The sequence below is a fragment of the Pantoea sp. BS_8 genome, from assembly GCF_041954965.1.
Taxonomy (GTDB): Bacteria; Pseudomonadota; Gammaproteobacteria; order Enterobacterales; family Enterobacteriaceae; genus Pantoea; species Pantoea stewartii.
This window is the reverse complement of record NZ_JAVAXU010000010.1, coordinates 121,372-145,548: the sequence shown is the minus strand read 5'-3', so window position 1 is coordinate 145,548 and position 24,177 is coordinate 121,372. Positions and strand designations below refer to the sequence as shown.

The 24,177-nt window shown below is 53.2% G+C and carries 22 protein-coding genes and 3 tRNA genes; 17 read left to right on the top strand and 8 right to left on the bottom strand.

What is annotated here, in order from left to right; genetic code table 11:
• Positions 1-32 precede the first annotated feature (32 nt).
• Positions 33-317 carry a hypothetical protein gene (locus tag RAC65_RS17455; protein ID WP_033740055.1) on the top strand — a complete coding sequence of 95 codons (285 nt, stop codon included), beginning with the start codon at positions 33-35 and terminating at the stop codon, positions 315-317.
• Between the two features lie 142 nt (positions 318-459).
• Positions 460-1,428, top strand: coding sequence for an Rpn family recombination-promoting nuclease/putative transposase (locus RAC65_RS17450; protein WP_039341748.1), 969 nt, complete (start codon positions 460-462; stop codon positions 1,426-1,428).
• A gap of 205 nt (positions 1,429-1,633) precedes the next feature.
• Here RAC65_RS17450 and yhcN (RAC65_RS17445) read toward each other — a convergent pair whose 3' ends face one another.
• From yhcN (RAC65_RS17445) to argR, 4 genes are all read right to left on the bottom strand, one after another.
• The gene (yhcN, locus tag RAC65_RS17445; protein WP_006120965.1) at positions 1,634-1,897 is read right to left on the bottom strand and encodes a peroxide/acid stress response protein YhcN; all 264 of its coding nucleotides are present in this window, start codon (positions 1,895-1,897) and stop codon (positions 1,634-1,636) included.
• Positions 1,898-1,991: 94 nt separating this feature from the next.
• A complete protein-coding gene (locus RAC65_RS17440; RefSeq protein WP_006120964.1) occupies positions 1,992-2,264 on the bottom strand; it encodes a YdgH/BhsA/McbA-like domain containing protein in 273 nt (90 codons plus the stop codon).
• Between the two features lie 73 nt (positions 2,265-2,337).
• Entirely contained in the window at positions 2,338-2,601 is a 264-nt protein-coding gene (yhcN, locus tag RAC65_RS17435; RefSeq protein ID WP_039341751.1) for a peroxide/acid stress response protein YhcN, read from the bottom strand.
• A 485-nt stretch (positions 2,602-3,086) separates the two neighbouring features.
• Positions 3,087-3,557 carry a transcriptional regulator ArgR gene (gene argR / locus RAC65_RS17430; protein WP_006120962.1) on the bottom strand — a complete coding sequence of 157 codons (471 nt, stop codon included), beginning with the start codon at positions 3,555-3,557 and terminating at the stop codon, positions 3,087-3,089.
• A gap of 536 nt (positions 3,558-4,093) precedes the next feature.
• On the opposite strand from argR, the gene mdh reads away from it, so the two are divergent.
• Positions 4,094-5,032: a malate dehydrogenase gene (mdh, locus tag RAC65_RS17425; RefSeq protein WP_375096951.1), complete on the top strand. Its 939-nt coding sequence runs from the start codon at positions 4,094-4,096 to the stop codon at positions 5,030-5,032.
• Positions 5,033-5,169: 137 nt separating this feature from the next.
• Here the strand turns inward: mdh and mscM are convergent, their stop codons facing one another.
• The 3 genes from mscM to rsgA form a co-directional block, all read right to left on the bottom strand.
• Positions 5,170-8,508 (bottom strand): miniconductance mechanosensitive channel MscM, encoded by a 3,339-nt coding sequence (gene mscM / locus RAC65_RS17420; RefSeq protein WP_006120960.1) that lies wholly within the window; start codon positions 8,506-8,508, stop codon positions 5,170-5,172.
• Between the two features lie 11 nt (positions 8,509-8,519).
• The gene (asd, locus tag RAC65_RS17415) at positions 8,520-9,416 is read right to left on the bottom strand and encodes an archaetidylserine decarboxylase (RefSeq protein WP_375096950.1); all 897 of its coding nucleotides are present in this window, start codon (positions 9,414-9,416) and stop codon (positions 8,520-8,522) included.
• Between the two features lie 92 nt (positions 9,417-9,508).
• Entirely contained in the window at positions 9,509-10,558 is a 1,050-nt protein-coding gene (gene rsgA / locus RAC65_RS17410; RefSeq protein ID WP_054633010.1) for a small ribosomal subunit biogenesis GTPase RsgA, read from the bottom strand.
• 99 nt (positions 10,559-10,657) lie between these two features.
• On the opposite strand from rsgA, the gene orn reads away from it, so the two are divergent.
• The 4 genes from orn to RAC65_RS17390 all read left to right on the top strand — a co-directional run bounded on the left by orn (position 10,658) and on the right by RAC65_RS17390 (position 11,639).
• A complete protein-coding gene (gene orn / locus RAC65_RS17405; protein ID WP_375096949.1) occupies positions 10,658-11,206 on the top strand; it encodes an oligoribonuclease in 549 nt (182 codons plus the stop codon).
• A 153-nt stretch (positions 11,207-11,359) separates the two neighbouring features.
• Positions 11,360-11,435: transfer RNA gene (locus RAC65_RS17400), tRNA-Gly, on the top strand.
• Positions 11,436-11,461: 26 nt separating this feature from the next.
• Positions 11,462-11,537, top strand: a tRNA-Gly gene (locus RAC65_RS17395).
• 26 nt (positions 11,538-11,563) lie between these two features.
• A tRNA-Gly gene (locus RAC65_RS17390) sits at positions 11,564-11,639 on the top strand.
• 342 nt (positions 11,640-11,981) lie between these two features.
• On the opposite strand, the gene queG is transcribed toward RAC65_RS17390, so the two are convergent.
• Entirely contained in the window at positions 11,982-13,121 is a 1,140-nt protein-coding gene (gene queG, locus RAC65_RS17385) for a tRNA epoxyqueuosine(34) reductase QueG (RefSeq protein WP_375096948.1), read from the bottom strand.
• Here queG and nnr point away from each other — a divergent pair.
• From nnr to RAC65_RS17335, 10 genes are all read left to right on the top strand, one after another.
• Positions 13,120-14,640: a bifunctional ADP-dependent NAD(P)H-hydrate dehydratase/NAD(P)H-hydrate epimerase gene (gene nnr / locus RAC65_RS17380; protein ID WP_375096947.1), complete on the top strand. Its 1,521-nt coding sequence runs from the start codon at positions 13,120-13,122 to the stop codon at positions 14,638-14,640. The genes queG and nnr overlap by 2 nt on opposite strands.
• Entirely contained in the window at positions 14,637-15,113 is a 477-nt protein-coding gene (gene tsaE, locus RAC65_RS17375; RefSeq protein ID WP_033740042.1) for a tRNA (adenosine(37)-N6)-threonylcarbamoyltransferase complex ATPase subunit type 1 TsaE, read from the top strand. Before nnr ends, tsaE begins: the two co-directional genes overlap by 4 nt.
• Positions 15,110-16,786, top strand: a complete 1,677-nt coding sequence (gene amiB, locus RAC65_RS17370; RefSeq protein WP_375096946.1) for an N-acetylmuramoyl-L-alanine amidase AmiB — start codon at positions 15,110-15,112, stop codon at positions 16,784-16,786. Before tsaE ends, amiB begins: the two co-directional genes overlap by 4 nt.
• 49 nt (positions 16,787-16,835) lie before the next feature.
• Positions 16,836-18,680 (top strand): DNA mismatch repair endonuclease MutL, encoded by a 1,845-nt coding sequence (mutL, locus tag RAC65_RS17365; RefSeq protein WP_375096945.1) that lies wholly within the window; start codon positions 16,836-16,838, stop codon positions 18,678-18,680.
• Positions 18,673-19,623 (top strand): tRNA (adenosine(37)-N6)-dimethylallyltransferase MiaA, encoded by a 951-nt coding sequence (miaA, locus tag RAC65_RS17360; protein WP_006120944.1) that lies wholly within the window; start codon positions 18,673-18,675, stop codon positions 19,621-19,623. The genes mutL and miaA overlap by 8 nt, the downstream gene beginning before the upstream one ends.
• 104 nt (positions 19,624-19,727) lie before the next feature.
• Positions 19,728-20,042, top strand: a complete 315-nt coding sequence (gene hfq, locus RAC65_RS17355; RefSeq protein ID WP_375096944.1) for an RNA chaperone Hfq — start codon at positions 19,728-19,730, stop codon at positions 20,040-20,042.
• Between the two features lie 75 nt (positions 20,043-20,117).
• Complete coding sequence (gene hflX, locus RAC65_RS17350) at positions 20,118-21,398, top strand: ribosome rescue GTPase HflX (RefSeq protein ID WP_006120942.1); 1,281 nt, start codon at positions 20,118-20,120, stop codon at positions 21,396-21,398.
• A 177-nt stretch (positions 21,399-21,575) separates the two neighbouring features.
• Positions 21,576-22,808, top strand: coding sequence for an FtsH protease activity modulator HflK (gene hflK / locus RAC65_RS17345; protein WP_033740037.1), 1,233 nt, complete (start codon positions 21,576-21,578; stop codon positions 22,806-22,808).
• Between the two features lie 3 nt (positions 22,809-22,811).
• Entirely contained in the window at positions 22,812-23,816 is a 1,005-nt protein-coding gene (hflC, locus tag RAC65_RS17340) for a protease modulator HflC (RefSeq protein ID WP_006120940.1), read from the top strand.
• Positions 23,817-23,871: 55 nt separating this feature from the next.
• Entirely contained in the window at positions 23,872-24,072 is a 201-nt protein-coding gene (locus RAC65_RS17335; protein WP_006120939.1) for a DUF2065 family protein, read from the top strand.
• The last annotated feature ends 105 nt before the right edge of the window (positions 24,073-24,177 follow it).

The following is a 24,177-nucleotide window of genomic DNA, read 5'->3' as shown; positions in this document are numbered from 1 at the left end:
CCGCCCAGCGACGAATAACAGGAGTCACCTGTATGAGAGTCGAGCGTTTTGATTTTAATGAGATTGTCGATCAGGCCCATTTCTTCCGGCAATTCTGTGAACGCTTTTCCCTGAAAGCGCGCTATATCTGCGATTTGGATGGATTGTGGGACGTGATTGTCTGCAGAGGGCTACCTTTGCCCATCAAAATAGAGTTTGTGAACCTGGGGCAGGGACAGAAGCGGCGCTACGGTGCCTTGATTCTGCTGTTCGACGAGGCGGAGGAGGAACTGGAAGGGCAACTGCAGTTTAACGTGCTCTCATCTTCAACACGCTAAGGTCGGCTGTGATCATCAGGCTTAATGCCTTGTCCGCGTAAGTAAACATTATTTCTCGAGCACCCTCGCAACGTTACCGCTTGCTGACGCCTCGCTTTTTCTGGTCGTGATACTCTGCCCGCCAATCATCAGGACAGGTCACATGAAAAGTAAAAGAGGCACGCCCACGCCACATGATGCGACTTTCCGGCAATTTTTGTCCCAGCCTACAATTGCCCGTGATTTTATGGAACTGCACCTTCCCGCTGCGCTGCTCGCCCTGTGCGATCTGAATACATTAAAACTGGAATCGGGTGCTTTTGTGGAGGAGGATCTGCGGCAATATTTCAGCGATGTGCTGTATAGCATGAAAACTACAAGCAGAGAGGATGGCTACATCCATGTCTTAATCGAACACCAGTCATCACCGGATAAGCATATGGCGTTCAGACTGATGCGCTATGCCATTGCGGCAATGCAGCGGCATCTTGACGCAGGGAACAAACGGCTACCGTTAGTCATCCCGGTTCTTTTCTATAGCGGCAAACGTAGCCCGTATCCTTACAGTACCCGCTGGCTTGATGAGTTTGCAATGCCCGTGCTCGCCAGTGAACTGTATGGCAACGCTTTTCCGCTGGTGGACGTGACGGTTATTCCGGATGAGGACATTATCGGTCACCGCAGCATGGCGGCTTTAACATTGCTGCAAAAGCATATACATCAAAGAGAGTTGACAGAACTCATCGATAAGCTGGCCCCCGTCTTACTGGCTGGATATCTCTCTTCATCGCAAGTGATATCGTTGGTACACTATCTCTTGCAGGCAGGCGAAACAGCCGACGCCGACATTTTCGTCAGGACGCTGGCACAGCGAGTACCGCAACATGAGGATGCATTGATGACTATTGCACAGCAGCTTGAGCAGAAAGGCATTGAAAAGGGCATTCAGCAAGGTTTAAAAGAAGGAATTCAGCTCGGTGAGCAACGTGGTCTGGAGAAAGGACGCAGCGAGGGAGAGCGTGCGGCCGCGCTGAAGATCGCACGCACGATGCTGCAAAATGGTTTGCATCCCCGTGTTGTCGCCGAGATGACAGCACTCTCTGATGACGACTTAGCGCAACTCTGTCATTAAATACGTCACCCATTTCGCGTCAGAGCACCTCATGCGAAAGCCAGTTCCTTTCTTTTAACGCGCCTGAGTGTTGTGCCGCTGGCGCGATCGTTAGCCGATGTCCGTTTTCCTGCGCCTTACGGCTGTCAGGTTCTGCCTCGCCGTTTCAGACAGAAAAAAGCCCCGGCGATCGGGGCTAAAGGGTTCGTCATGAACAGACGAGGAACTATTTATAAAGCTGTGCGGTGAGGTGATAGCTGTCACCGGTATTTGCTTCAATGATTTTGTAAGCGCTTGCGCCTTGCTCATCAGCTTTTTGAGACAGCTGAGCACGATAATCAATCGGAGAGCCTGCTACACCGCTGATGCTTACGGTTCCGGCAGGTTGTAAGTTCTGTGCTTGTTCGGCGGTCACCAGCTGTGCAGCGGAAGCGCCGAATGTCATAGCAGAAAGAAGACTTACTGTTGCGATGGTTGCTTTGATGTTCATGTTTATTTCCTCATAACTGTCAACAACCTACGGAGTCAAAACATAGAGCGGGTTGTCGATTAATTTCAGATACGGCACGATTGCCGTCGATGCATTACTTATAAAGTTCAGCGGTAACGTGGAACGTATCGTCGCGATTATTTTCAATGACGCGATAGTGACCCGCACCCTGGGCATCTGCCTTTTGAGACAGAACCTGGCGAACATTCGTCTGATCGCCGTCGATGCCGCTGACGGTGATGGTTTGATTCAGAGGCTGCAGGTTCATCTCCTGCGCCTGTTGATTTGTTACCGGGCTGGCGGCATGGGCACCAAAGGACAGGAGCGAAGCCAAACTCAGGGCGGCAAAGGTTAATGTGGTTTTCATTACTCTTCTCCAGCAATGTTAATTAACCAGTGAGCATGTGGTCTCATCTGGTTACCTGTCAGTTCAAACGCTTTTATTTGTACAACTCAGCGGTGGCGTGATAGTTGCCATCGTTGTAAGCCTCGATAACACGAAAAGCTTTAGCGCCGTGTTGATCCGCTTTCTCACTCAGTTGCTGTCTGATATCTGATGGCGCACCGGCGACACCACTAACGCTCACAGTGCCGACAGAGTGCAGATTCTGAGCATCCGCAGCAGAAACATATTCAGCTGCAGATGCACCAAATGACAGGGCAGAGAGAATGCTTAAAGCAGCGATGGTAGTTTTAATTTTCATGAAAGATGTCCTCGTCGTGGCTGTTCTTCTTTTTTATTAGTGTGATTCACATCACGAAAGTAAGTATAGGACTAATAACGGCGGAAATTAATATCTGCCTAATAATGTTTTGTAGTCATACTTTAACCTTATGGGATTTTTTTATAACTAAACGTTATTAAAAGCGGTTAAAAAACGGCCTTTGGCAGGTAATTACTTATAAAAACAGTAAGATGCGAAAATTTAACTTTTGGTGCGGAAATTTATGGTCGATCAGGCTGCTTGTGAACATAACCTCAAAGGATAGCACCATCGATGCGGTGTAGAGCAGTGTAAAATAGCGTGGAAAAGTAGTCAGGATAAAGGGTATGACCAATAGTACAAGGTAAATAGCGGCAATGAGATAGGCTCAACTCGTTGATAATAGAGCGTTTAAACAGAAGAGAACACAAGGAGGAACGCGCTGCAGATCAACCGGCAGATGCGCTGCCGGTCAGAGATAAAGGCTAAAGTTCTTGTTCAAACAATACCAGAATAGCATCGTGCAGCTGCCTGACAGTAAAGGCGCGTGCTGGCGTGATAAAAATGGTGTCGTCTCCTGCAATCGTGCCCAGGATTCCTTCGGACTTACCTAATGAGTCAAGTAAACGTGCAATTAACTGTGCGGCACCCGGGCTGGTATGAATCACGACCAGAGCATCGTTATAGTCAATATCAAGCACCAGATTCTTCAGAGGACTGGTGGTAGTCGGCACGCCCAGTTCCGCAGGTAAACAGTAAACCATTTCCATTTTGGCATTGCGGGTGCGCACCGCGCCAAATTTCGTCAGCATACGAGAAACTTTTGACTGATTAATGTTCTCGAAGCCGTCTTCCTGAAGCGCCTGAACAATCTCGCCCTGAGAGCTGAATTTTTCTTCTTTTAATAATGCCTTGAAGGCTTTAATCAGATCGTCTTGTTTCGATGGGTTTCGCATAATTTACCAGTATACGTAAGACAAACCGCGAACCAGGCCGCAGCAAAGACATTATTATGCATATAAATGAATTTTTATGCAATCGGTTGTTAATTGTACTGCGAGGTCATCATCGCGGGCGGCGATAATAGCAAAGAATCTCCTCAGACCAAAACCCAGCTCACAGCCTGAAAAGGCAAAGGTTGCAAAGGTGTTATATTATTGATGAGGTAAGAAAATAAAAATGTACATTGCCGATCTCTTTCTGCGGATAATACGGTTGCCAGTTCACGGGTATAATGTTTACAGCCTGTTAGTGAGAATGATGCCTTCATCATTTGTTACTAAAGTAAGCCTGAACCGGGAATTGCCTGACTCGCGTGAGTAACCTGGCGAGTAAGGGACAGGAAGATGATGTGTCATTTTTTATCCGGCGCTTCTGTATTGAAGCAGGTAGAGCAGGCACCGGACAAACGTCATCCACTGAGCCGTTGGTTACGCTCTGATACAGATGGAATATCGGATCTTCTCTGCCCCACCTTAATAAGGAGTTATGAATGAAAGTTGCCGTTCTCGGTGCCGCGGGTGGCATAGGCCAGGCGCTCGCACTTCTACTCAAAACCCAGCTTCCAGCAGGTTCAGAACTGTCTCTTTACGATATCGCGCCTGTCACGCCGGGCGTGGCAGTAGATCTCAGCCATATTCCCACCGCAGTAAAGGTGCAGGGGTTCAGCGGTGAGGATGCGAAACCAGCCCTGAAAGGGGCCGACGTTGTGCTTATTTCCGCGGGTGTGGCACGCAAACCGGGCATGGATCGTGCGGATCTCTTTAATGTTAACGTCGGCATCGTCAGCAACCTGATCGAGCAGGTGGCGACTACCGCCCCTAAGGCGCTGATTGGTGTCATTACCAACCCTGTTAATACGACCGTGGCGATTGCGGCGGAAGTGCTCAAAAAACACGGCGTCTACGATAAGAATCGTCTGTTCGGTGTCACTACGCTGGACATCATCCGTGCAAACACCTTCGTTGCGGAGCTTAAAGGTAAACAACCTGGCGAAGTTGAAGTGCCTGTCGTCGGTGGGCATTCCGGTGTGACCATCCTGCCACTGTTGTCTCAGGTGCAGGGCGTCAGCTTCAGTGAGCAGGAAGTGGCTGACCTGACCAAACGTATCCAGAATGCGGGTACTGAGGTCGTTGAGGCCAAGGCCGGTGGCGGCTCTGCTACATTGTCTATGGGCCAGGCAGCTGCCCGTTTTGGATTATCGCTGGTGCGTGCATTGAATGGCGAAGCGAACGTAGTGGAATGTGCTTATGTTGAAGGTGAAGGAAAGTATGCCCGCTTCTTCTCCCAACCGCTGCTGCTGGGCAAGAATGGGGTTGCTGAGCGCAAGCCCATCGGCGCATTAAGTCCGTTTGAACAGCAGGCACTGGAAGGCATGCTTGAAACGCTGAAAAAAGATATCGCGCAGGGCGAAGCCTTTGTGAAGCAATAAAGAGTTTCAGACAACATAACGCCCGGTTCGACCGGGCGTTTTTTATTGCGTTCTGATACCTAACCTGAACAAGATTACGCGCTGTCTCGCTGCGCACCAATCCGCTCTTAACCGGCCCGTTACGGCAATTTTTATTCTCAGAGCCCACCTGAGCGGAACGTTCGGGTGGTCGATGCGCTATTACCTGTCGGCGTTTTTCGGCTCAGCGCTTCTACGCGCATCTGGAACGGCGGGAACGGCATTTCAATGCCATGCTCTGCAAAGCCATGTAAAATAAGCTGATGCAGTTCATGGCGAAGCGGCATTCGATGGCCCATTTCCGCCGCATGCACGCGCAGTTCAAACAACTGAATTCCCTGCTGTAAATCCACCAGGAACACTTCAGGTGGCGGTGTATCCAGCACATAGCTGCAGCGCTCTGCCGCCTGTTTAAGCAGGGTAGTGACTTCTTCACTGCTAACGGTTGCGGGGGCAGGGATGGTCAGCACCACACGCGTGACGGAATCGGAAAGCGACCAGTTAACAAACTGCTCAGTAATGAACGCCTTATTGGGCACGATAATCTCTTTGCGATCCCAGTCAGTGATCGTGGTTGCGCGGGTATTGATGCGCGTAATGCTGCCGGTAAGGTCGCGGATGGTCACGGTATCACCGATACGAATCGGTTTTTCAAACAGGATAATCAGGCCGGAAATAAAGTTCGCGAAAATCTCCTGCAGACCAAATCCCAGCCCGACGCCCAGACCGGTAACCAGCCATTGTAGTTTTGACCACTCAATGCCAATGAGTGAGAAGCCCAGCAAGCCACCGATCAGCAACAGCACATATTTTGTCAGCGTGGTGATGGCATAACCGGTGCCCGGTGACAAATCAAGATGCTGCAGTAACGCAAGCTCAAGCAGAGCCGGCATATTGCGCACCAGTTGTGTGGTAATCACGAATACCAGAATGGCAATCAGGACGGCACCCAGCGTAATAGGTTGAATGCTTTCGACGCCCTGAACGGAGGTATTCACGTCCCACAGACGAATATTTTCAAGGAAACCAAATGCAGAGTGGATTTCTGACCACAGGACGATGACCGATACCAGCGCGATAAGTGTCAAAATGGAGCGTACCAGACGCAGCGACTGGGCACTGATGGCGTCCAGGTCGATAACAGGCTCTTCAATTTCAATTACGTCAGTATTTTGTGCGGCCTGATCTTTCTCCTCTTCGTTGCGCGCACGGTTGGCGAGCATATCGGCACGGCGTTGGCGTGCGCGATCAAAGCCCAGCCTGCGTCGCTGAATCAGCATCCAGCGGCGAATGATGTGGTAAATCACCAGCAGGAAAAACCAGATCGCCACAGAGGTTTCCAGACGGGCGAGCAGCGCCTGCGCGGTTTCAAGATAGCCCGTCATTGACGCAAGGGCGGCTACCAGTGGAATAGCGATCATTAGATTCCACAGCAGGCGGTTAATCATATTCTCGCCGCTGCCCTCTTTATCGAGATAAAGCGGTATGCCTGCACGCTTCAGGCTTACCGTCACAATACTGAGCGCGCCACAGATCAAAATAAAGCACAGCCGCCCCAGGGTGGCGGAGAACAGGCGATCGTCAAGGTTATCGAAGGTAATCAGCAACATGATCAGCGGCACGATCAGGCCAATACTCAACGAGTAATAGCGCATCGCGCGTGCAACACGCACCTGAGGCCAGCGGAAATGCACGATGAACAGGCCGTTCGGGCGCGCAAACTGTGCGCTGACCATAAAGATCCACAGCAAAGGTAAGGTGGCGGTGATGCCGTCGCCTATCGCCACGGCGACAGGATAGGGCCAGGCATTTTGCAGGCCGTATCCCAGCGTAGCCCAGAGTACCGGCAGCGGCAGCGCCACCAGAATCGACCAGAACACGGTACGGATTGTCAGGCGAAAACGATCCTGCGTCACCTTACCGACTTTACTGGCTGAGCGTTCAAGAAAAGCATTGAAGTGACGACGGGTACTGAGACTGAAGCCGACCAGCAGCACCGCACCGAGAATAGGTAATACCGTGCTGCGGCTGGTAAACATCATGGCCAGCGCTTTACCGAGCTGCCCCAGTGTGTCCAGCGTCAGCAGGTGAGACAGGCCGTTAGCCACATCAAGGGGATAACTCAACGAAATCGGGCTGACATCGGCCGTCCAGAACAGGTAGCGGTGCGTCGCGTCTTTAACTTCGGTTAGCGCATCCTGTAGCTGCGTGTTCGCCACTTTCAGCTTGGTGATTTCCAGAATCAGCGTATCGCAGCCCGAAATCAACGAGTTAAGCAGTTCGCGTTGCGTTTTAAGCTGCGCATCCAGAATCCGCTTTTGTTCGCTGGTAAAAGGCTGTCCGTCGGGCTGATGGGCCTTACGCAATACGTTTTGCTGTTCGAGCAAATCCTCATAATGCAGTCGCTGAACACGAAGCTGGGCCATCTCATTGTCGATCTGCTGAGACTTCGGCATGTCAGGTAATCGTGCGACCTGCGCGCGAAGGGCATCACCGAGAAGACTGGATGCGCCCAGCCATTGAGATTGTTCCCGTAACGTGGACAGTGCCTGGCGGACCTGAATGATTTGATTGGTAGCGAGGCGTTGTTGTGAGGCCACCAGGTCCATTCGCTGCGCCTGCTGATTCAGTGCGCCAGATAACTCACGGTTAACGTGAAATTGTTTACTGATCGCTGGCGGCAGATCACCGCTGTTTTCCGCCAGCTGTTCTGTCCGGGCCAGTGCAGTTTCTGCCTCGCGCTGACGTTGCTCATTAAGTTGATTACGCAGCGCCTGAAGATAATTATCGAGCTGGGTGACCTTACGCTGGTGGACTTCGGCGCGCATGCGCGCCAGTTCCTGACGGTTATTTGCCGACAGCTGCGCCAGCTCAAACTCATCCACCCGGGCCTTATTCGCGGCATTTTCTGCCTGACGGGCCATCAGCTGTGCCTGGCCGGCTGGCGTGGCAGGGCTGCCCGCGCTCTGCAGACGTCGCTCGCTCTCCGTCAGCGCCCGACGTGCTTCCGTTTGCTGCTGCGGCAGTTGTGACAGGGAATCGCTGATCTCGCGGGCCCGATCCTGCTCCTGTTGAGCCTGGCGTCCTTCCTCAATCAGCTGACTGCTGATTTGCAGAATCTCTTGTTCCAGCTCGGCACTGCTCATTGTGCTGCGTACCGTCTTCACACTGTCGTTGAGTGAGGCGATTTGTTGTCTCAGCTCGCGTGCCAGACGCGGAAAATCATCAATGACCTGTTGATACTGCTGCGCGCGCTCAACGGCATCATCACGTTCAGAAAGGGCCGCCAGTGCAGCTTCAAGCGACTGAATCTGATCGGTTTGCGAAGTGGCGTTTTTAGCGGACTTGACTTCTTCCAGCTGTTGTCTGAGCTGGCTGGCATCTGGCAGGCTGGCGGCAAACGTAGTACTGCTGAGCCCCAGGCTCAGCAGCAAACAGAGGAACGCGCGTACGAACACAGGGCTTACTCTTATTCGACAGCGTCAGACGGTGCGGTGGCCAGAGGCAGGGCGACCGCCATAGGTTGTCCCATCCGGACTTTGCTTTCGGCCTCAAGGCTTTCTGCCAGCCTGACACGGCCAGGCGCAAACAGGTTAATCACGGTCGAGCCCAGCTTGAAGCGGCCCATTTCCTGGCCTTTAAGCAGAACAACGGCACCGTCGTGGTCGGCGGCCGGATAGTGCCAGCGTTTGATAATGCCTTCGCGTGGTGGCGTGACCGTGCCAGCCCAAACGGTTTCAATGTTCCCGACGATAGTCGCGCCCACCAGGATCTGTACCATCGGTCCCATATCGGTCTCGAAGTAACAAATGACCCGTTCGTTACGGGCAAACAGGTTAGGGATGTTGCGTGCGGTCAGAGGATTCACTGAGTAAAGATCGCCTGGCACGTAAATCATTTCACGCAGGATGCCGTTGCACGGCATATGGACGCGGTGATAATCACGCGGTGCCAGATACGTCGTGATAAATTCACCCTCACGAAACAACGCGGCCAGTTGCTCGTTCCCTGCCAGCAGCGCGTCGATCGTATAGTAGTGGCCTTTTGCCTGGAAAATCTGGTCGCCTTCGATATGCCCAAGTTGACTGATGGCACCGTCCGCAGGCAGCGCAATCAGGCTCGCATCCGGATCCACAGGGCGCGCCTCATCCTTTAACGGGCGGACGAAGAAATCGTTGAAGGTGCGGTAACTGGCGGTATCCGGTTTACGTGCTTCAGTCATATCGACTTTATAAAACCAGACGAAGCCGTCAATCACCAGCTTTGTCAGCCAGCCGCCGCGACGGCTTGCGCCCCAGCCAGCAAGTTCAGTCAGCCATTTTTTGGGGAGAATGTGGTTCAAGCCAAGTTTAAAACGATCAAACACCCTAGCCTCCTGGCTATCTTTTATAACATTGACAAAATGGGGGCGGATTGTAGCAGCGCCCCGGTCAGATGGCGACTACGCTGTTACTGGCCTTAATCTTCACTCTCAGCAAAGTTTTTCCGGACTTTCACCTGCGCCATACTGTCCAGAATGCGGTGATAGTTGTCAAAGCGGGATGCGTCGATTTTTCCTTGCTCAACGGCTTCACGGATGGCACAGCCAGGGTCCGAGCCATGTTTGCAGTCACGGAACTTGCATTCGCCTAAAAACTCACGGAATTCGACAAATCCCCGGGTGATTTGTTCCGGCTCCAGATGCCATAAACCGAACTCACGAACGCCGGGCGAATCGATCACATCGCCGCCGTCGGGGAAATGATAAAGCCGGGATGCTGTCGTCGTATGCTGACCCAGACCCGACACGTCGGACACGTCATTGGTCAGAATGGCCGTATCTTGCTGTTGATCAAAGCCGAGTAGGGCATTCAACAGGCTCGACTTGCCGACGCCGGACTGTCCCGCAAAGATACTTATCCGGTCAATCAATGCCGCCTGCAATTCACTCAGACCGGCTTTCTCATGGCTGGAGACCATTAAGACCCGATAACCAATCTTGCGATAGATCGCCATTTGCTCATCGACAAACGCGCGGGCTTTATCATCCAGCAGGTCGATTTTATTGAGCACCAGCAGCGGCTCGATATCCAGCGTTTCACTGGCGACCAGATAGCGGTCAATTATGTTCAGGGAGAGCTCGGGCAAAATGGCCGACACGATAATAATCTGATCGATGTTCGCGGCAATAGGTTTAACGCCGTCGTAAAAATCAGGACGTGTCAGTACGCTGGTGCGCTCATGCACCGCTTCAACAATGCCTTTGCCGCCGTTGAGGGCAGGGCGCCAGACCACACGATCGCCCGTCACCAGTGAACGAATCGTCCTGCGAATATTGCAGCGATGCGTAATGCCCGCACTGTCTTCGACATCGGCATGCATGCCAAATCGGCTGACCACAATGCCCTCAGCATCTTCACCAAATAAATTATCGTCCGCTTCCGGGCGCGTTTTGCGCTGATTTAAACGACGATCGTGGTTAGCGCTTACGCGGCGTTGTTGACCTTTCGACAGTTTATTTTTACTCACTCACCCTCACCGGTTTAGCTGGATTTCGCCACAGGGGCAAAACGTCTATGATACACCTTATTGATGACGAATGACGACTCAGCAACCACAGGTAATAGCATGGCTACTGGAAACGAAAATAATTTAATCTGGATTGATTTGGAAATGACCGGGCTCGATCCGGAGCGCGATCGTATCATTGAGATTGCCACTCTGGTGACTGATGCCGATCTGAATATTCTGGCGGAGGGGCCGGTGATGGCGGTTCATCAGTCTGATGAACAACTGAGCCTGATGGATGACTGGAACGTCCGTACTCATACTAACAGTGGACTGGTTGCGCGCGTTAAGGCCAGCCAGACAGATGACCGTGCTGCTGAAAAGGCAACGATCGAATTTCTGAAACAGTGGGTGCCAGCCAATACCTCGCCGATCTGCGGCAACAGTATCGGCCAGGATCGCCGTTTTTTGTTTAAGTACATGCCGGAGCTGGAAGCCTACTTCCATTATCGCTATCTGGATGTCAGCACACTGAAAGAACTGGCTCGCCGCTGGAAGCCAGACATCCTGTCAGGCTTCAAAAAGACGGGTTCGCACCAGGCACTGGACGATATTCGTGAGTCTGTTGCCGAGCTTGCTTATTACCGTCAACACTTTTTGCAGCTTTAACCAGCAAAGGGTGCACAGGAAATCGCCATGTTGCTGCAATAATCAGCAAACGCGTTAAAAGCGCAAAATTTTGTTGTCAGCATCTTGCAGCAGCAGCGATTTCTCGTATAATGCGCACCCCGTACCGGTGAAGAATTTATGACGGTACAAGGCGCGGGAATAGCTCAGTTGGTAGAGCACGACCTTGCCAAGGTCGGGGTCGCGAGTTCGAGTCTCGTTTCCCGCTCCAAATGATGTTTAGCAGTATCCTACTATGCGGGAATAGCTCAGTTGGTAGAGCACGACCTTGCCAAGGTCGGGGTCGCGAGTTCGAGTCTCGTTTCCCGCTCCAAAATGTGTTTTGCAGTGCCCTTCTATGCGGGAATAGCTCAGTTGGTAGAGCACGACCTTGCCAAGGTCGGGGTCGCGAGTTCGAGTCTCGTTTCCCGCTCCAGATTTATCGTCACGTTTTTGTTAACAGCCTGTCAGGCTGGCAGCAGTATCAACGACAATTCAGTCCAGTTATCCACAGCCGTTATCGCGTTGTCTGTGCCGTTTTCGCCCTTCTGAAATTTTGTTTTAAACAGAGTTATCCACAGGTTTGTGAATTAAGCCAGACGGTAGACGCATTTGCAAAATAACACAAATTTTATTTAAATTACTGATTTTTAATGAAAAAATAATATTTCATTATGTTATTCTTTTCTGTCAGTTGTGTTATTACGTTTGAATGACAACGCGTTTTTATTTTTATTCACAGGATGTGGAAATCCGCGCCTTCTGGACAGTTGCGCAATCAGGCATCACGTGGTAATCCCTTTTCAATGACTCTCACCAGCCGTTTTTGCTGCGCGGGTTGAACATCGATCGCCAGCGCTTTTCGCTTATGTAACTGTTGCGTGATGGCCCACTCAATATGTTCGTCCAGCAGATCGCTTTCGCCACGTCGTTGCTCAAGGACGCTAAGGATCTCTGTATGCCAGGGTGCATTGCCCAGCGCGACGGCAATATTACGGGACCAGCGCTGATAACCAATGCGCCGAATAGGGGACCCTTCAGTAATGCGCAGGAATTTAGCTTCATCCCACTGAAACAGCGCGGTTAACTCTGGGGCATGCAGCGCGGCGCGGGGCGAAAAATCGGCTTCGTCAGTCAACTGCCCATAGCGATTCCAGGGGCAAATCAACTGGCAGTCGTCACAGCCATAAATCCGGTTTCCCATGAGCGGCCGAAACTCCTCCGGTATAGCTCCTTCGAGTTCGACCGTCAGGTAGGAAATGCAACGTCGCGCATCGACGGTATAGGGCTCAACAATCGCGCCCGTCGGGCAAATGGTCATGCAGGCAACGCAGCGCCCACACTGTTCTTCCTGCGGCGTATCGATGGGAAGGGGCAGATCGATCAGCAGTTCACCCAGAAAAAACCACGAACCGGCTTCACGATTCAGAATCAGCGAATGTTTACCGGTCCAGCCCAGTCCGGCTTTCGCCGCCAGCGGGCGTTCAAGCAGCGGCGCAGAATCCACAAACGGGCGAAACTGGCTTTCGCCACAGTGCGTCTGGATCATTTCTCCAAGCTTTTTCAGGCGATTGCGCAATACTTTGTGGTAATCGCGGCCCAGCGCGTAACGGCTGACATAACCCAACTGTGGGTTTTTCAGCGTGCTGGCAAACGCGGCTTTCGCGGGCAAGTAGTTCATGCGAACGCTGATCACCCTCAGCGTGCCGGGTAGCAGTTCATGCGGACGTGCGCGCATCATTCCATGGCGGGCCATCCATTGCATTTCGCCATGGTACTGCTTATCCAGCCAGGCTTGCAGGCGCGGTTCTTCTGCGCTGAGATCGGTATCGGTAATACCGACCTGCTGAAAGCCCAGATCGCGTCCCCACTGCTTAATGTGTTGAGCGAGTTGATCAAGATCCAGAGGGTATGACATGACTAACCAGAATCCGAAGAGAAACCGCGGCAGTTTACCACACTCTGTCTGGCCTGCGCAGGCGCTGAAACAACTTGAGCGCGAGGGGGCAGATGCGCTGGGCATTACGCTCTACGAGCTGATGTTACGTGCAGGTCAGGCGGTATATGAACATATTATGGCGCACTGGCCAGAAGCTCAGCACTGGTTGGTGTTGTGCGGTCACGGCAACAACGGAGGCGATGGCTATGTTGTCGCCCGGTTGGCTCAGGCGGCAGGTAAACAGGTGACGTTGCTGGCGTGCGATGGCAGTAAACCTTTACCCGACGAAGCGCGTACTGCGCGAGACGGATGGCTTGAATCGGGCGGCGAAATTCACGCGCCCGACGCCGCCTGGCCTGAAAACGTCGACGTGATCGTAGACGCGTTGTTAGGCACTGGCGTTTCACGGGCGCCGGTTGAGCCTTTATCCACCCTGATTGCACAGATCAATGAGCATAGCGCGCCGGTCGTGGCCATCGATATGCCATCCGGCCTGTCGGCAGAAAACGGCACGACGCCGGGTGAGGCGACAGAAGCCACGCATACGGTGAGCGTGATCGCGTTAAAACCCGGACAGCTCACCGGTAAAGCACGGGATTGTGTCGGACAACTTTATTTCGCCGGTCTGGGTTTACACGACTTTCTGGCAGCACAGCAGCCCCCCATGGCCCGATACGATGCACACAGTTTACGCCAGTGGCTTAAGCCGCGTAAGGCGACCTCCCATAAAGGTGATCAGGGCCGCCTGCTGATTATTGGTGGGGACAGTGGAACCGCGGGCGCTATTCGGATGTCTGCGGAAGCAGCGCTACGCACCGGTAGCGGCTTGGTGCGAGTACTTACTCACAAGGATAATATTGCACCCATTCTTACCGCGCGCCCGGAAGTGATGGTGGACGAGCTGACGGATACGCGCCTGGATGACGGCATGGCCTGGGCGGATGTGATTGCGATTGGACCGGGGCTGGGACAGCGTGAATGGGGCCAGAATGCACTGGAGAAGGTTAAAAGCGCTGAAAAGCCGATGCTTTGGGATGCTGATGCGCTTAACTTGCTGGCAATAAAGGCAGAGAAACGTCAGAATCGCATTATAACGCCGCATCCAGGCGAAGCGGCTCGCTTGCTGGGTGTTAAAACCAGCGAAATTGAAAGTGACCGCTTACATGCTGCACAGGAACTGGTGAAACGCTATGGTGGTGTCGTGGTCTTAAAAGGCGCCGGCACCATTATTGCCAGTGAAAGTGGTCAGATGGCTTTTGCCGATGTGGGTAATGCAGGAATGGCATCGGGTGGTATGGGTGATGTGCTCACCGGTATTATTGCCTCGTTGATGGGACAAAAATTGGCGCTGTTTGATGCTGCCTGCGCAGGTTGTGTCGCTCACGGTGCTGCCGCTGATAAGCGAGCGGCACTATGGGGCACGCGCGGTATGCTGGCATCAGACTTATTTGATCTGCTGTGGCAGTTTGTTAATCCAGAGATGAATCAAGAAGCATGAAGAGCTGTGTTATACCTTTGCCCACTGAGGCGGCAACACTCGACCTGGGTGCTCAACTGGCGCATGCCTGTGGCAAGGCGGCGGTTATCTATCTTTACGGCGACCTCGGTGCGGGAAAAACCACATTCAGCCGCGGTTTCTTACAGGCATCCGGCCACGTGGGCAATGTGAAAAGTCCGACCTATACGCTGGTTGAGCCGTATGTTCTGGACGGGCGGGCTGTCTATCATTTTGATCTTTATCGCCTTGCCGATCCGGAAGAACTCGAGTTCATGGGGATTCGTGATTACTTCACCAATGACGCGATTTGTCTGGTGGAGTGGCCGCAACAGGGTGCCGGTATTTTGCCTTCCCCGGATATCGCCTTAACGCTGCGTTATGTCAATGAGGCACGCGAGGCCGAACTGGTGGCACATTCCGAGCAGGGACAGCGCTGGGTGACCCAGATCGAACAAGGCAGGGCACCGGCATGATGTCATGGATGAAAACAGTTATCGTGGCAGGATTGCTACTGGTTGCGGGTCCGCTGTTTGCCGCTAATTTATCGGACATTCAGGTATCAAATGGCGGGAATCAGGCGACAGTAACGCTCAGTTTTTCTGGCCAGCCGGTTTATGCCTATTTTCCCCTACATAATCCCGACCGCGTTGTTCTGGATATCCGTCAAAGTGGCGTGATTAAAGGGCTACCCTTAACGTTTAGCGGCGATAACATCGTAAAGCGCATTCGTACCAGCACGCCAAAAGATAAACAAAGTATCCGGCTGGTTTTTGAGCTAACGCAGTCGGGAAAAACCCGCGCAGTGACACAGCGCAATGGCAGCAATTACAGCGTTGTCTTTACTATTCAGGGTAAGCATCCCGCCGTCACGCGCAGCGCACCTGCTGCCGTGGCAGAATCCCAGCCCATCCGAACGCGACAACGCAATGCCAGCAATCCGTTCAATGCGAATCCGGTCACTACGGTAACCAATACCAATAGCACGGCCGTACCGGGTGGCACGGCCAGCCGCAACGATACGGTGATTGTCGCCATTGATGCGGGACATGGCGGTCAGGATCCCGGCGCAATTGGGCAGCACGGCCTGAAAGAGAAAAACGTCACTATTGCGATTGCGCGTAAATTGAAGGTGCTTTTAAACAATGATCCGATGTTTAAAGGTGTATTGACGCGTGATGGCGACTACTTTATTTCAGTGATGGGCCGGTCAGACGTGGCGCGTAAAGCGAATGCCAACGTGCTGGTCTCTATCCATGCGGATGCTGCCCCCAGCCATGCGGCCACAGGTGCCTCGGTCTGGGTCTTGTCTAACCGTCGTGCAAACAGTGAGATGGCGAACTGGCTGGAGCAAAAAGAGAAACAGTCTGAACTTCTGGGCGGGGCCGGCGATTTACTGGCCAACAGCCAGGCCGATCCTTATCTGAGCCAGGCGGTGCTTGATCTCCAGTTTGGTCACTCGCAGCGCGTCGGATATGACATTGCGGTGAAAGTCATCCAACAGTTGCGCGGTGTGACGTCGTTACACAAACGTTTACCGGAGCATGCCAGCCTTGGCGTGTTGCGTTCGCCGGATATTCCGTCGCTTCTGGTGGAAACCGGATTTATCAGTAATGCCTCGGAGGAGCGACTGCTCGGCAGTAGCGCACACCAGGATAAGATTGCACAGTCAATATATAAAGGACTGCGCGCTTATTTCCTGGCGCACCCGCTACAATCGGTCCCAAAGGAGGAAAACCGGCCGCTGGGCTCGTCGCCAGCGGTCAGCGTAGCCAGTAATCCGGCTACCGGTGAGACGCAGTATACGGGCGCTGTGCAGCGGCATACCGTGACACGTGGAGAGACGCTGTCCGGTATTGCAGCAAAATATGGCGTAAGTATGGCAACGTTACGGCAGATGAATACCCTGAAGCGCGATGTCGTCTGGGTGGGACAGCGACTGAAAGTGCCTGCCAGCGCGGTAGCCAGCAGGACAACGCCAGCTGCAACGACTCCCCGTCGCCCGATCCGACATAAGGTGGTTCGTGGTGATTCACTGAGCAGCATCGCCGCCCATTACGGTGTCAGCCCGAAATCGATCCTTCAGGCGAATAACCTGAAATCAACCAACGTGATGTTGGGTCAAAACCTGAAAATCCCTGCATCCTGATTGTGGGCCCGGCCAGCAGGCCGGGCAACCAGCTACAAGGATATCCCGCATGCCAATACAAATTTTACCGCCGCAACTCGCTAACCAGATTGCCGCCGGAGAAGTGGTTGAGCGCCCCGCATCGGTTGTGAAGGAACTGGTGGAAAACAGCCTTGATGCGGGGGCAACGCGAATAGATGTGGATATCGAAAAGGGCGGTGCAAAACTCATCCGCATCCGCGATAACGGCTGTGGTATCGCAAAAGATGAACTCGCGATGGCGCTGGCTCGCCATGCAACCAGCAAAATTGCATCGCTGGACGATCTGGAAGCCATTATGAGCCTGGGGTTCCGTGGGGAAGCGCTGGCCAGTATCAGCTCGGTTTCCCGCCTGACGCTGACGTCGCGCACGGCCGAACAAAGCGAAGCCTGGCAGGCGTACGCGGAAGGCCGTGATATGCAGGTGACCCTCAAGCCTGCCGCACATCCCTGTGGATCGACGCTGGAAGTCCTTGACCTTTTTTACAATACGCCAGCGCGCCGCAAGTTTATGCGTACTGAGAAAACCGAGTTTGGTCATATTGATGAAGTCATCCGTCGCATTGCGCTGGCGCGGTTTGACGTGGCGATTTCTCTGAACCATAACGGCAAGCTGATGCGTCAGTACCGGGCGGTTAACGATGAGCGCCAGCGTGAACGTCGCCTTGGCGCGATTTGTGGCACGACCTTCATGCAGCACGCACTGCGGATTGACTGGCAGCATGACGATTTAGCTCTGCGCGGCTGGGTTGCCGATCCCGCCGGCTCTCGTCAGATCAGCGACATCCAGTACTGTTATGTTAATGGCCGCATGATGCGTGACAAGCTCATCAACCATGCCATCCGGCAGGCGTTTCAGAGCCAGTTGCAGGACGATCAACAGCCCGCCTATGTGCTTTATCTGACGATCGATCCTCACCAGGTCGACGTCAACGTCCACCCGGCAAAACATGAGGTGCGTTTTCATCAGTCACGTCTGGTGCATGATTTTATCTACCAGGGCGTCATGAGCGTCTTGCAGGAAAGCGCGGCACCCGTTCTGCCAGCCGTACACGCGGAGGAGCCTGCACCACGCTGGCAACAGGAAAACCGCCAGGCCGCAGGCGGCAATCATTTCAGCCAGCCTGCGGCAACGCCGCGTAACAGTGGTGGCACAACCGGTGGGGCGGGTTGGCAAAGTAAAGATCCGGGTTATCGCCCGCGTGAAGGCAAGGTTTATCAGCAGTTGCTGGATACCGCAGCCCGTCCTGCCACTGCGGCAAAAGCGCCGGTCTCGCCGCCACGTGAGGCGACGATCACGCCAGCGCCTGTGAAAGCGCATCTGCACAGTTTTGGTCGCGTACTGACGGTGCTGGCAGATCAGTATGCCGTGCTGGAGCAGGACCAGACTTTACTGTTATTAGCCCTGCCCGTGGCGTCGCGGTGGTTAAAACAGGCCCAGTTAGAGCCGCAGGAAGGTGGATTAAAAGCACAACCGCTTTTGATTCCTGTGCGGTTAAAAATCGCCTCAGCAGAGCGCAAGGCGGCACAGGACAATCTTAGTCTGCTTAACCAGATGGGCATTGATTTGCATCCGGAGGGCGACCACATTATCTTGCGCGCCGTGCCTTTACCGTTACGAACACAAAATTTACAAATCTTGATTCCTGAACTGTTAGGCTATCTCGCCCGACAGCAAGAGAACTCTGCGACGCAGCTGGCCCAGTGGCTGGCGCGACGAGAGGATGCAGAGCCTCAGAACTGGAATCACTCCCAGGCGATTACGCTGTTGACGGAGCTGGAAAGGCTTTGTCCACAGCTGCTGAAATCGCCACCGTCAGGCTTGTTGCAAGCCATCGAGATTGAGAGCGCGATAAACGCGTTGAAGCATGAGTGAATTAAACCAGGCTGGCCGGCCAAAGGCGATTTTTTTGATGGGGCCGACAGCGTCAGGCAAAACCGCATTAGCGATTGAGCTGCGTAAACAGTTGCCGGTGGAACTGATCAGCGTAGATTCTGCTCTGATTTATCGAGAGATGAACATCGGTACGGCGAAGCCTTCTGCAGAGGAACTGGCGCTGGCACCCCATCGTTTGCTGGACATTCGCGATCCTGCTGAGGCCTATTCGGCAGCGGAGTTTCGGCGAGACGCGTTAGCAGAAATGGCGGATATCGTTCAGCATGGACGAATTCCGTTGCTTGTTGGTGGAACTATGCTCTACTTCAAGGCGTTACTTGAAGGATTGTCGCCGCTGCCCTCGGCCGATCCGGATGTCCGCCAAAAAATAGAGCAAATGGCGAGTGAAAAAGGCTGGGAAGCTTTACATCGTCAACTTTGCGAAATTGATCCGGTCGCAGGCAGTCGTATTCATCCGAATGATCCGCAGAGACTTTCGCGAGCACTGGAAGTTTTTTTTATTTCGGGTAAAACTTTAACGGAACTGACTAAAATTTCCGGCGAAGCGCTCCCTTACGATGTTCACCAGTTTGCTATCGCCCCCGCGAGCCGCGAGCTGTTGCATCAACGCATCGCGTTGCGTTTCGACCAGATGTTGGCGTCAGGATTTGAAGCGGAGTCTCGGGCCCTGTTTGCACGAGGTGATTTGCATACGGATATGCCTTCCATTCGTTGTGTCGGCTATCGCCAGATGTGGTCTTATTTAGCGGGCGAGATCGACTACGACGAAATGGTTTATCGGGGAGTTTGCGCAACCCGGCAACTCGCTAAACGGCAGATGACCTGGTTACGTGGCTGGGAGAATATTCACTGGTTAGACAGTGATGAACCTCACTTAGCGCGTGATACAGTACTTCAGGTTGTTAGTGCGAAGCATGGGTGATTGTGTACAATTGGCAAGTTACGTGCGCAAATTTTTACGCAGTTTTTTTCAGAACCACTGTGTTCTACAAGCAACAAACAACAAGCATATAAGGAAAAGATAGAATGGCTAAGGGGCAATCATTACAAGACCCGTTTCTGAACGCACTGCGTCGTGAACGTGTTCCGGTTTCGATCTATTTGGTCAACGGTATCAAGCTGCAAGGTCAGATTGAATCCTTTGATCAGTTCGTTATTTTGTTGAAAAACACGGTAAGTCAGATGGTGTATAAGCATGCCATCTCTACTGTTGTGCCTTCACGTCCGGTTTCTCACCATAGCAACAATACCGGCGGTAGCAGCAACAACAATTACCATCACGGCGGCAGCAATACGTCTGCTCAGTCGCAGCCACAACAAGACGGTGATAACGCAGAGTAAGGCGGCACCGTTTAACCAGGACTGGAAAGCCTCAGGTTTTCCGTCCTGGTCTTTTTATATAAGCGAGGTTATAGCTTGTTTGACCGTTATGATGCCGGTGAGCAGGCCGTACTGGTACACATCTGGTTCTCCCAAGACAAAGAGCTCGAAGATTTACAGGAATTCGAAACCCTGGTTTCTTCTGCTGGCGTTGAAGCACTGCAGGTTGTCACCGGCAGTCGTAAAGCGCCACATCCCAAGTATTTTGTCGGTGAAGGAAAAGCCGTTGAAATTGCCGATGCGGTAAAAACAAGTGGAGCATCGGTCGTCCTTTTCGATCATGCCTTAACGCCCGCTCAGGAACGTAATCTTGAGCGCCTGTGCGAGTGCCGTGTTATCGACCGCACTGGCCTGATTCTTGATATTTTTGCCCAACGTGCACGTACCCATGAGGGGAAATTGCAGGTTGAGCTGGCGCAGTTGCGTCACCTGGCAACACGCTTGGTGAGAGGCTGGACGCACCTTGAACGCCAGAAAGGCGGTATTGGCCTGCGTGGCCCGGGTGAAACGCAGTTAGAAACCGACCGCCGTTTATTGCGTGGCCGTATCAGCCAGATTTTGTCACGTCTGGAACGCGTTGAAAAACAGCGCGAGCAGGGACGACAGGCGCGCGCTAAAGCCGATGTGCCGACTGTCTCGCTGGTGGGTTACACCAACGCCGGCAAGTCTACCCTTTTTAACGCCATCACCTCTGCCAACGTTTATGCCGCGGATCAGCTGTTTGCCACGCTGGATCCCACGTTGCGTCGCCTGAATGTTGCCGATGTCGGTGAAGTTGTGCTGGCCGATACCGTCGGCTTCATCCGCCATCTGCCGCATGATTTAGTGGCCGCATTTAAAGCTACCTTGCAGGAAACCCGCCAGGCCACGTTGCTGATGCATGTGATCGATGCAGCCGACGTACGGGTCAATGAAAACATAGATGCTGTCAATGAGGTGCTTGAAGAAATCGAAGCCGATGAAATTCCCGCGTTACTGATCATGAATAAGATCGATATGCTGGACGGTTTTGAACCGCGCATTGACCGTGACGAAAATAACCTGCCGGTGCGAGTATGGCTCTCTGCGCAGACGGGGGCGGGGATTCCGCTGTTATGGCAGGCGCTGTCCGAGCGTCTGTCGGGCGAGATTGCCCAGTACGATTTACGTTTGCCACCGGATGCGGGGCGCTTACGCAGCCGTTTCTATCAGTTGCAGGCGATTGAAAAAGAGTGGAACGAAGAGGACGGCAGTGTGGGGTTGCATGTGCGAATGCCGATTGTTGACTGGCACCGCTTATGCAAGCAGGAGCCGTCGCTGACCAGTTATATTGTTTGAGATTGCCAAACCGAACTTACCCTGACGATTTTATGTTGTTGCGCGGCGTTAGTTGACATATTTCCCGACGGCCACTCTCTTCACCTGGTCGGCGAGTCGGGAACACAGACGCAGCCAGTGCCGCCACAACGGAAAATCACAAGGGTAAGCCGCTAAAACTATAAATGGAGTAATGACATGGCGTGGAATCAGCCCGGAAATAACGGACAGGACCGCGACCCGTGGGGAAGCAGCAATAATCAAGGCGGCAACTCTGGGGGGAATAAGGGAGGTAAGGAATCTGGGCCTCCTGATCTGGATGATATCTTCCGCAAGCTGAGTAAAAAGCTTGGCGGATTCGGCGGCGGCAATAAAGGTGACAATGGTCAGCGCAGTTCCGGCGGTAGCGGCAAACTTTTTGGCATTGTCGCTGTTGCGGCAGTGGTGATCTGGGCAGCAAGCGGATTTTATACGATCAAAGAAGCGGAACGCGGTGTTGTCACGCGCTTTGGTAAGTTCAGCCACATCGTTGAGCCAGGCCTGAACTGGAAGCCCACCTTTATCGATCAGGTCCGCGCCGTGAATGTCGAAGCCGTGCGTGAACTGGCGGCCTCGGGCGTCATGCTGACCTCTGATGAAAACGTCGTGCGCGTGGAGATGAACGTGCAGTACCGCGTAACCGATCCGGAACGCTATTTGTTCTCTGTTACCAGCCCGGACGACAGCCTGCGTCAGGCAACGGACAGTGCGCTGCGCGGCGTAATTGGTCGCTCTACCATGGATCGTATTCTGACAGAAGGTCGTACGGTCGTGCGTAGCGAAACGCAGCGCGAAATCGACGAAACCATTCGCCCGTACCATATGGGCATCACGGTGCTTGACGTTAACTTCCAGGCGGCGCGTCCTCCTGAAGAAGTGAAGTCAGCGTTTGATGATGCGATTGCCGCGCGTGAAAACCGTGAGCAGTATGTGCGTGAAGCGGAAGCCTATGCGAACGAAGTTCAACCGCGGGCTAACGGTCGTGCGCAGCGTGTGCTGGAAGAAGCACGTGCTTATAAAGAGCGCACGGTGCTGGAAGCACAGGGTGAAGTGGCGCGTTTTGCCAAGCTTTTACCGGAATACAAAGCCGCGCCGGAAATTACCAAAGAGCGTCTGTACATTGAGACCATGGAGCGTGTTCTGAGTCATACACGTAAAGTGCTGGTGAACGATCGTGGTAACAACCTGATGGTTCTGCCTCTCGATCAACTGATGCGTGGTGTTCAGTCTTCCTCTGCGAAGAACGGGCAAAAGAGCAGCGCAGCATTGCCGTCACTTTCCGATCGGAGTGCAAGCCGCACGGACACGTCGTCATACAGTCCAGACAGCATCATGGATCAGCGTCGAGCCAACGCTCTGCGCAACGATACCCAGCGCGAAGGGAGAGAGTAATCAATGCGTAAGCCAGTCATAGTTGTCATTATTATCGCGTTGGTCGCCATTTATGCGTCGCTCTTCGTGGTACAGGAAGGTGAGCGCGGTATTGTCCTGCGCTTTGGTAAAGTCCTGCGCGACAGCGAAAACAAGCCTCAGGTTTTTGCACCGGGTCTGCATTTCAAGATTCCGTTTATCGAAACGGTTAAAATGCTGGATGCGCGTATCCAGACCATGGATAACCAGGCCGATCGCTTCGTGACCAAAGAGAAGAAAGATCTGATTGTCGACTCTTACATTAAGTGGCGCATCAGCGATTTCAGTCGCTACTACCTGGCAACCGGTGGTGGGGATGTGTCTCAGGCCGAAGTGCTGCTGAAGCGTAAATTCAGTGACCGTTTACGTTCAGAAATGGGCCGTCTCGACGTGAAAGACATCGTGACCGATTCTCGTGGTCGTTTGACCACGGATGTCCGTGATGCGCTGAATACCGGTACGGCAGGCGGTGACGATGACGTCTCTACACCAGCCGCAGATGATGCTATCGCCAGTGCAGCGGCACGGGTTGAACGGGAAACCAACAGCAGTGAACCTGCGCCAAATCCAAACAGTATGGCGGCGTTAGGGATTCAGGTTGTTGACGTGCGGATCAAACAGATCAATCTGCCGACGGAAGTCTCAGATGCGATCTTTAACCGCATGCGCGCCGAGCGTGAAGCGGTTGCGCGTAGCCAGCGTTCACAGGGACAGGAAGAGGCGGAAAAACTGCGTGCTCAGGCTGACTATCAGGTTACCCGTACGCTGGCAGAAGCCCAGCGTGAAGCCCTGATTACCCGCGGTGATGGCGATGCAGAAGCGGCAAAACTGTTTGCGAATGCTTTCAGTCAGGATCCGGATTTCTACGCCTTTATCCGCAGCCTGCGTGCTTATGAAAACAGCTTCAACGAAAATCAGGACGTGATGGTGTTGAGCCCAGACAGTGACTTCTTCCGCTATATGAAGGCGCCGTCTAACGCCACGCGCTAAGAACTGATATAACTGACAGGCCGACAATGTTGTCGGCCTTTTTTTTGGATGCGGAATGAACGTAAATATCTGGATGGCACTGGCATTGGTTTTAGTGCTTGAGGGGCTGGGGCCGATGTTTATGCCACGGCTGTGGCGGCGCGTAGTGTTGAGCATGACCCAGTTGCCCGATCGGCTTTTACACCGTTTTGGTGGGGGATTAGTGGTCGCCGGCGTGGTGATTTACTGCATGCTGCGGCTGCATGGCGAAGCCTGATAAGGTGGCGCTCGCCGTCTGTGTGGTATCTGAAGCCGCGTTTACCCCCTGGATGTAGTAGTGATCAAAACGCAGGCAAAAAAGCGCGCAATCGTGTGCTAAAAG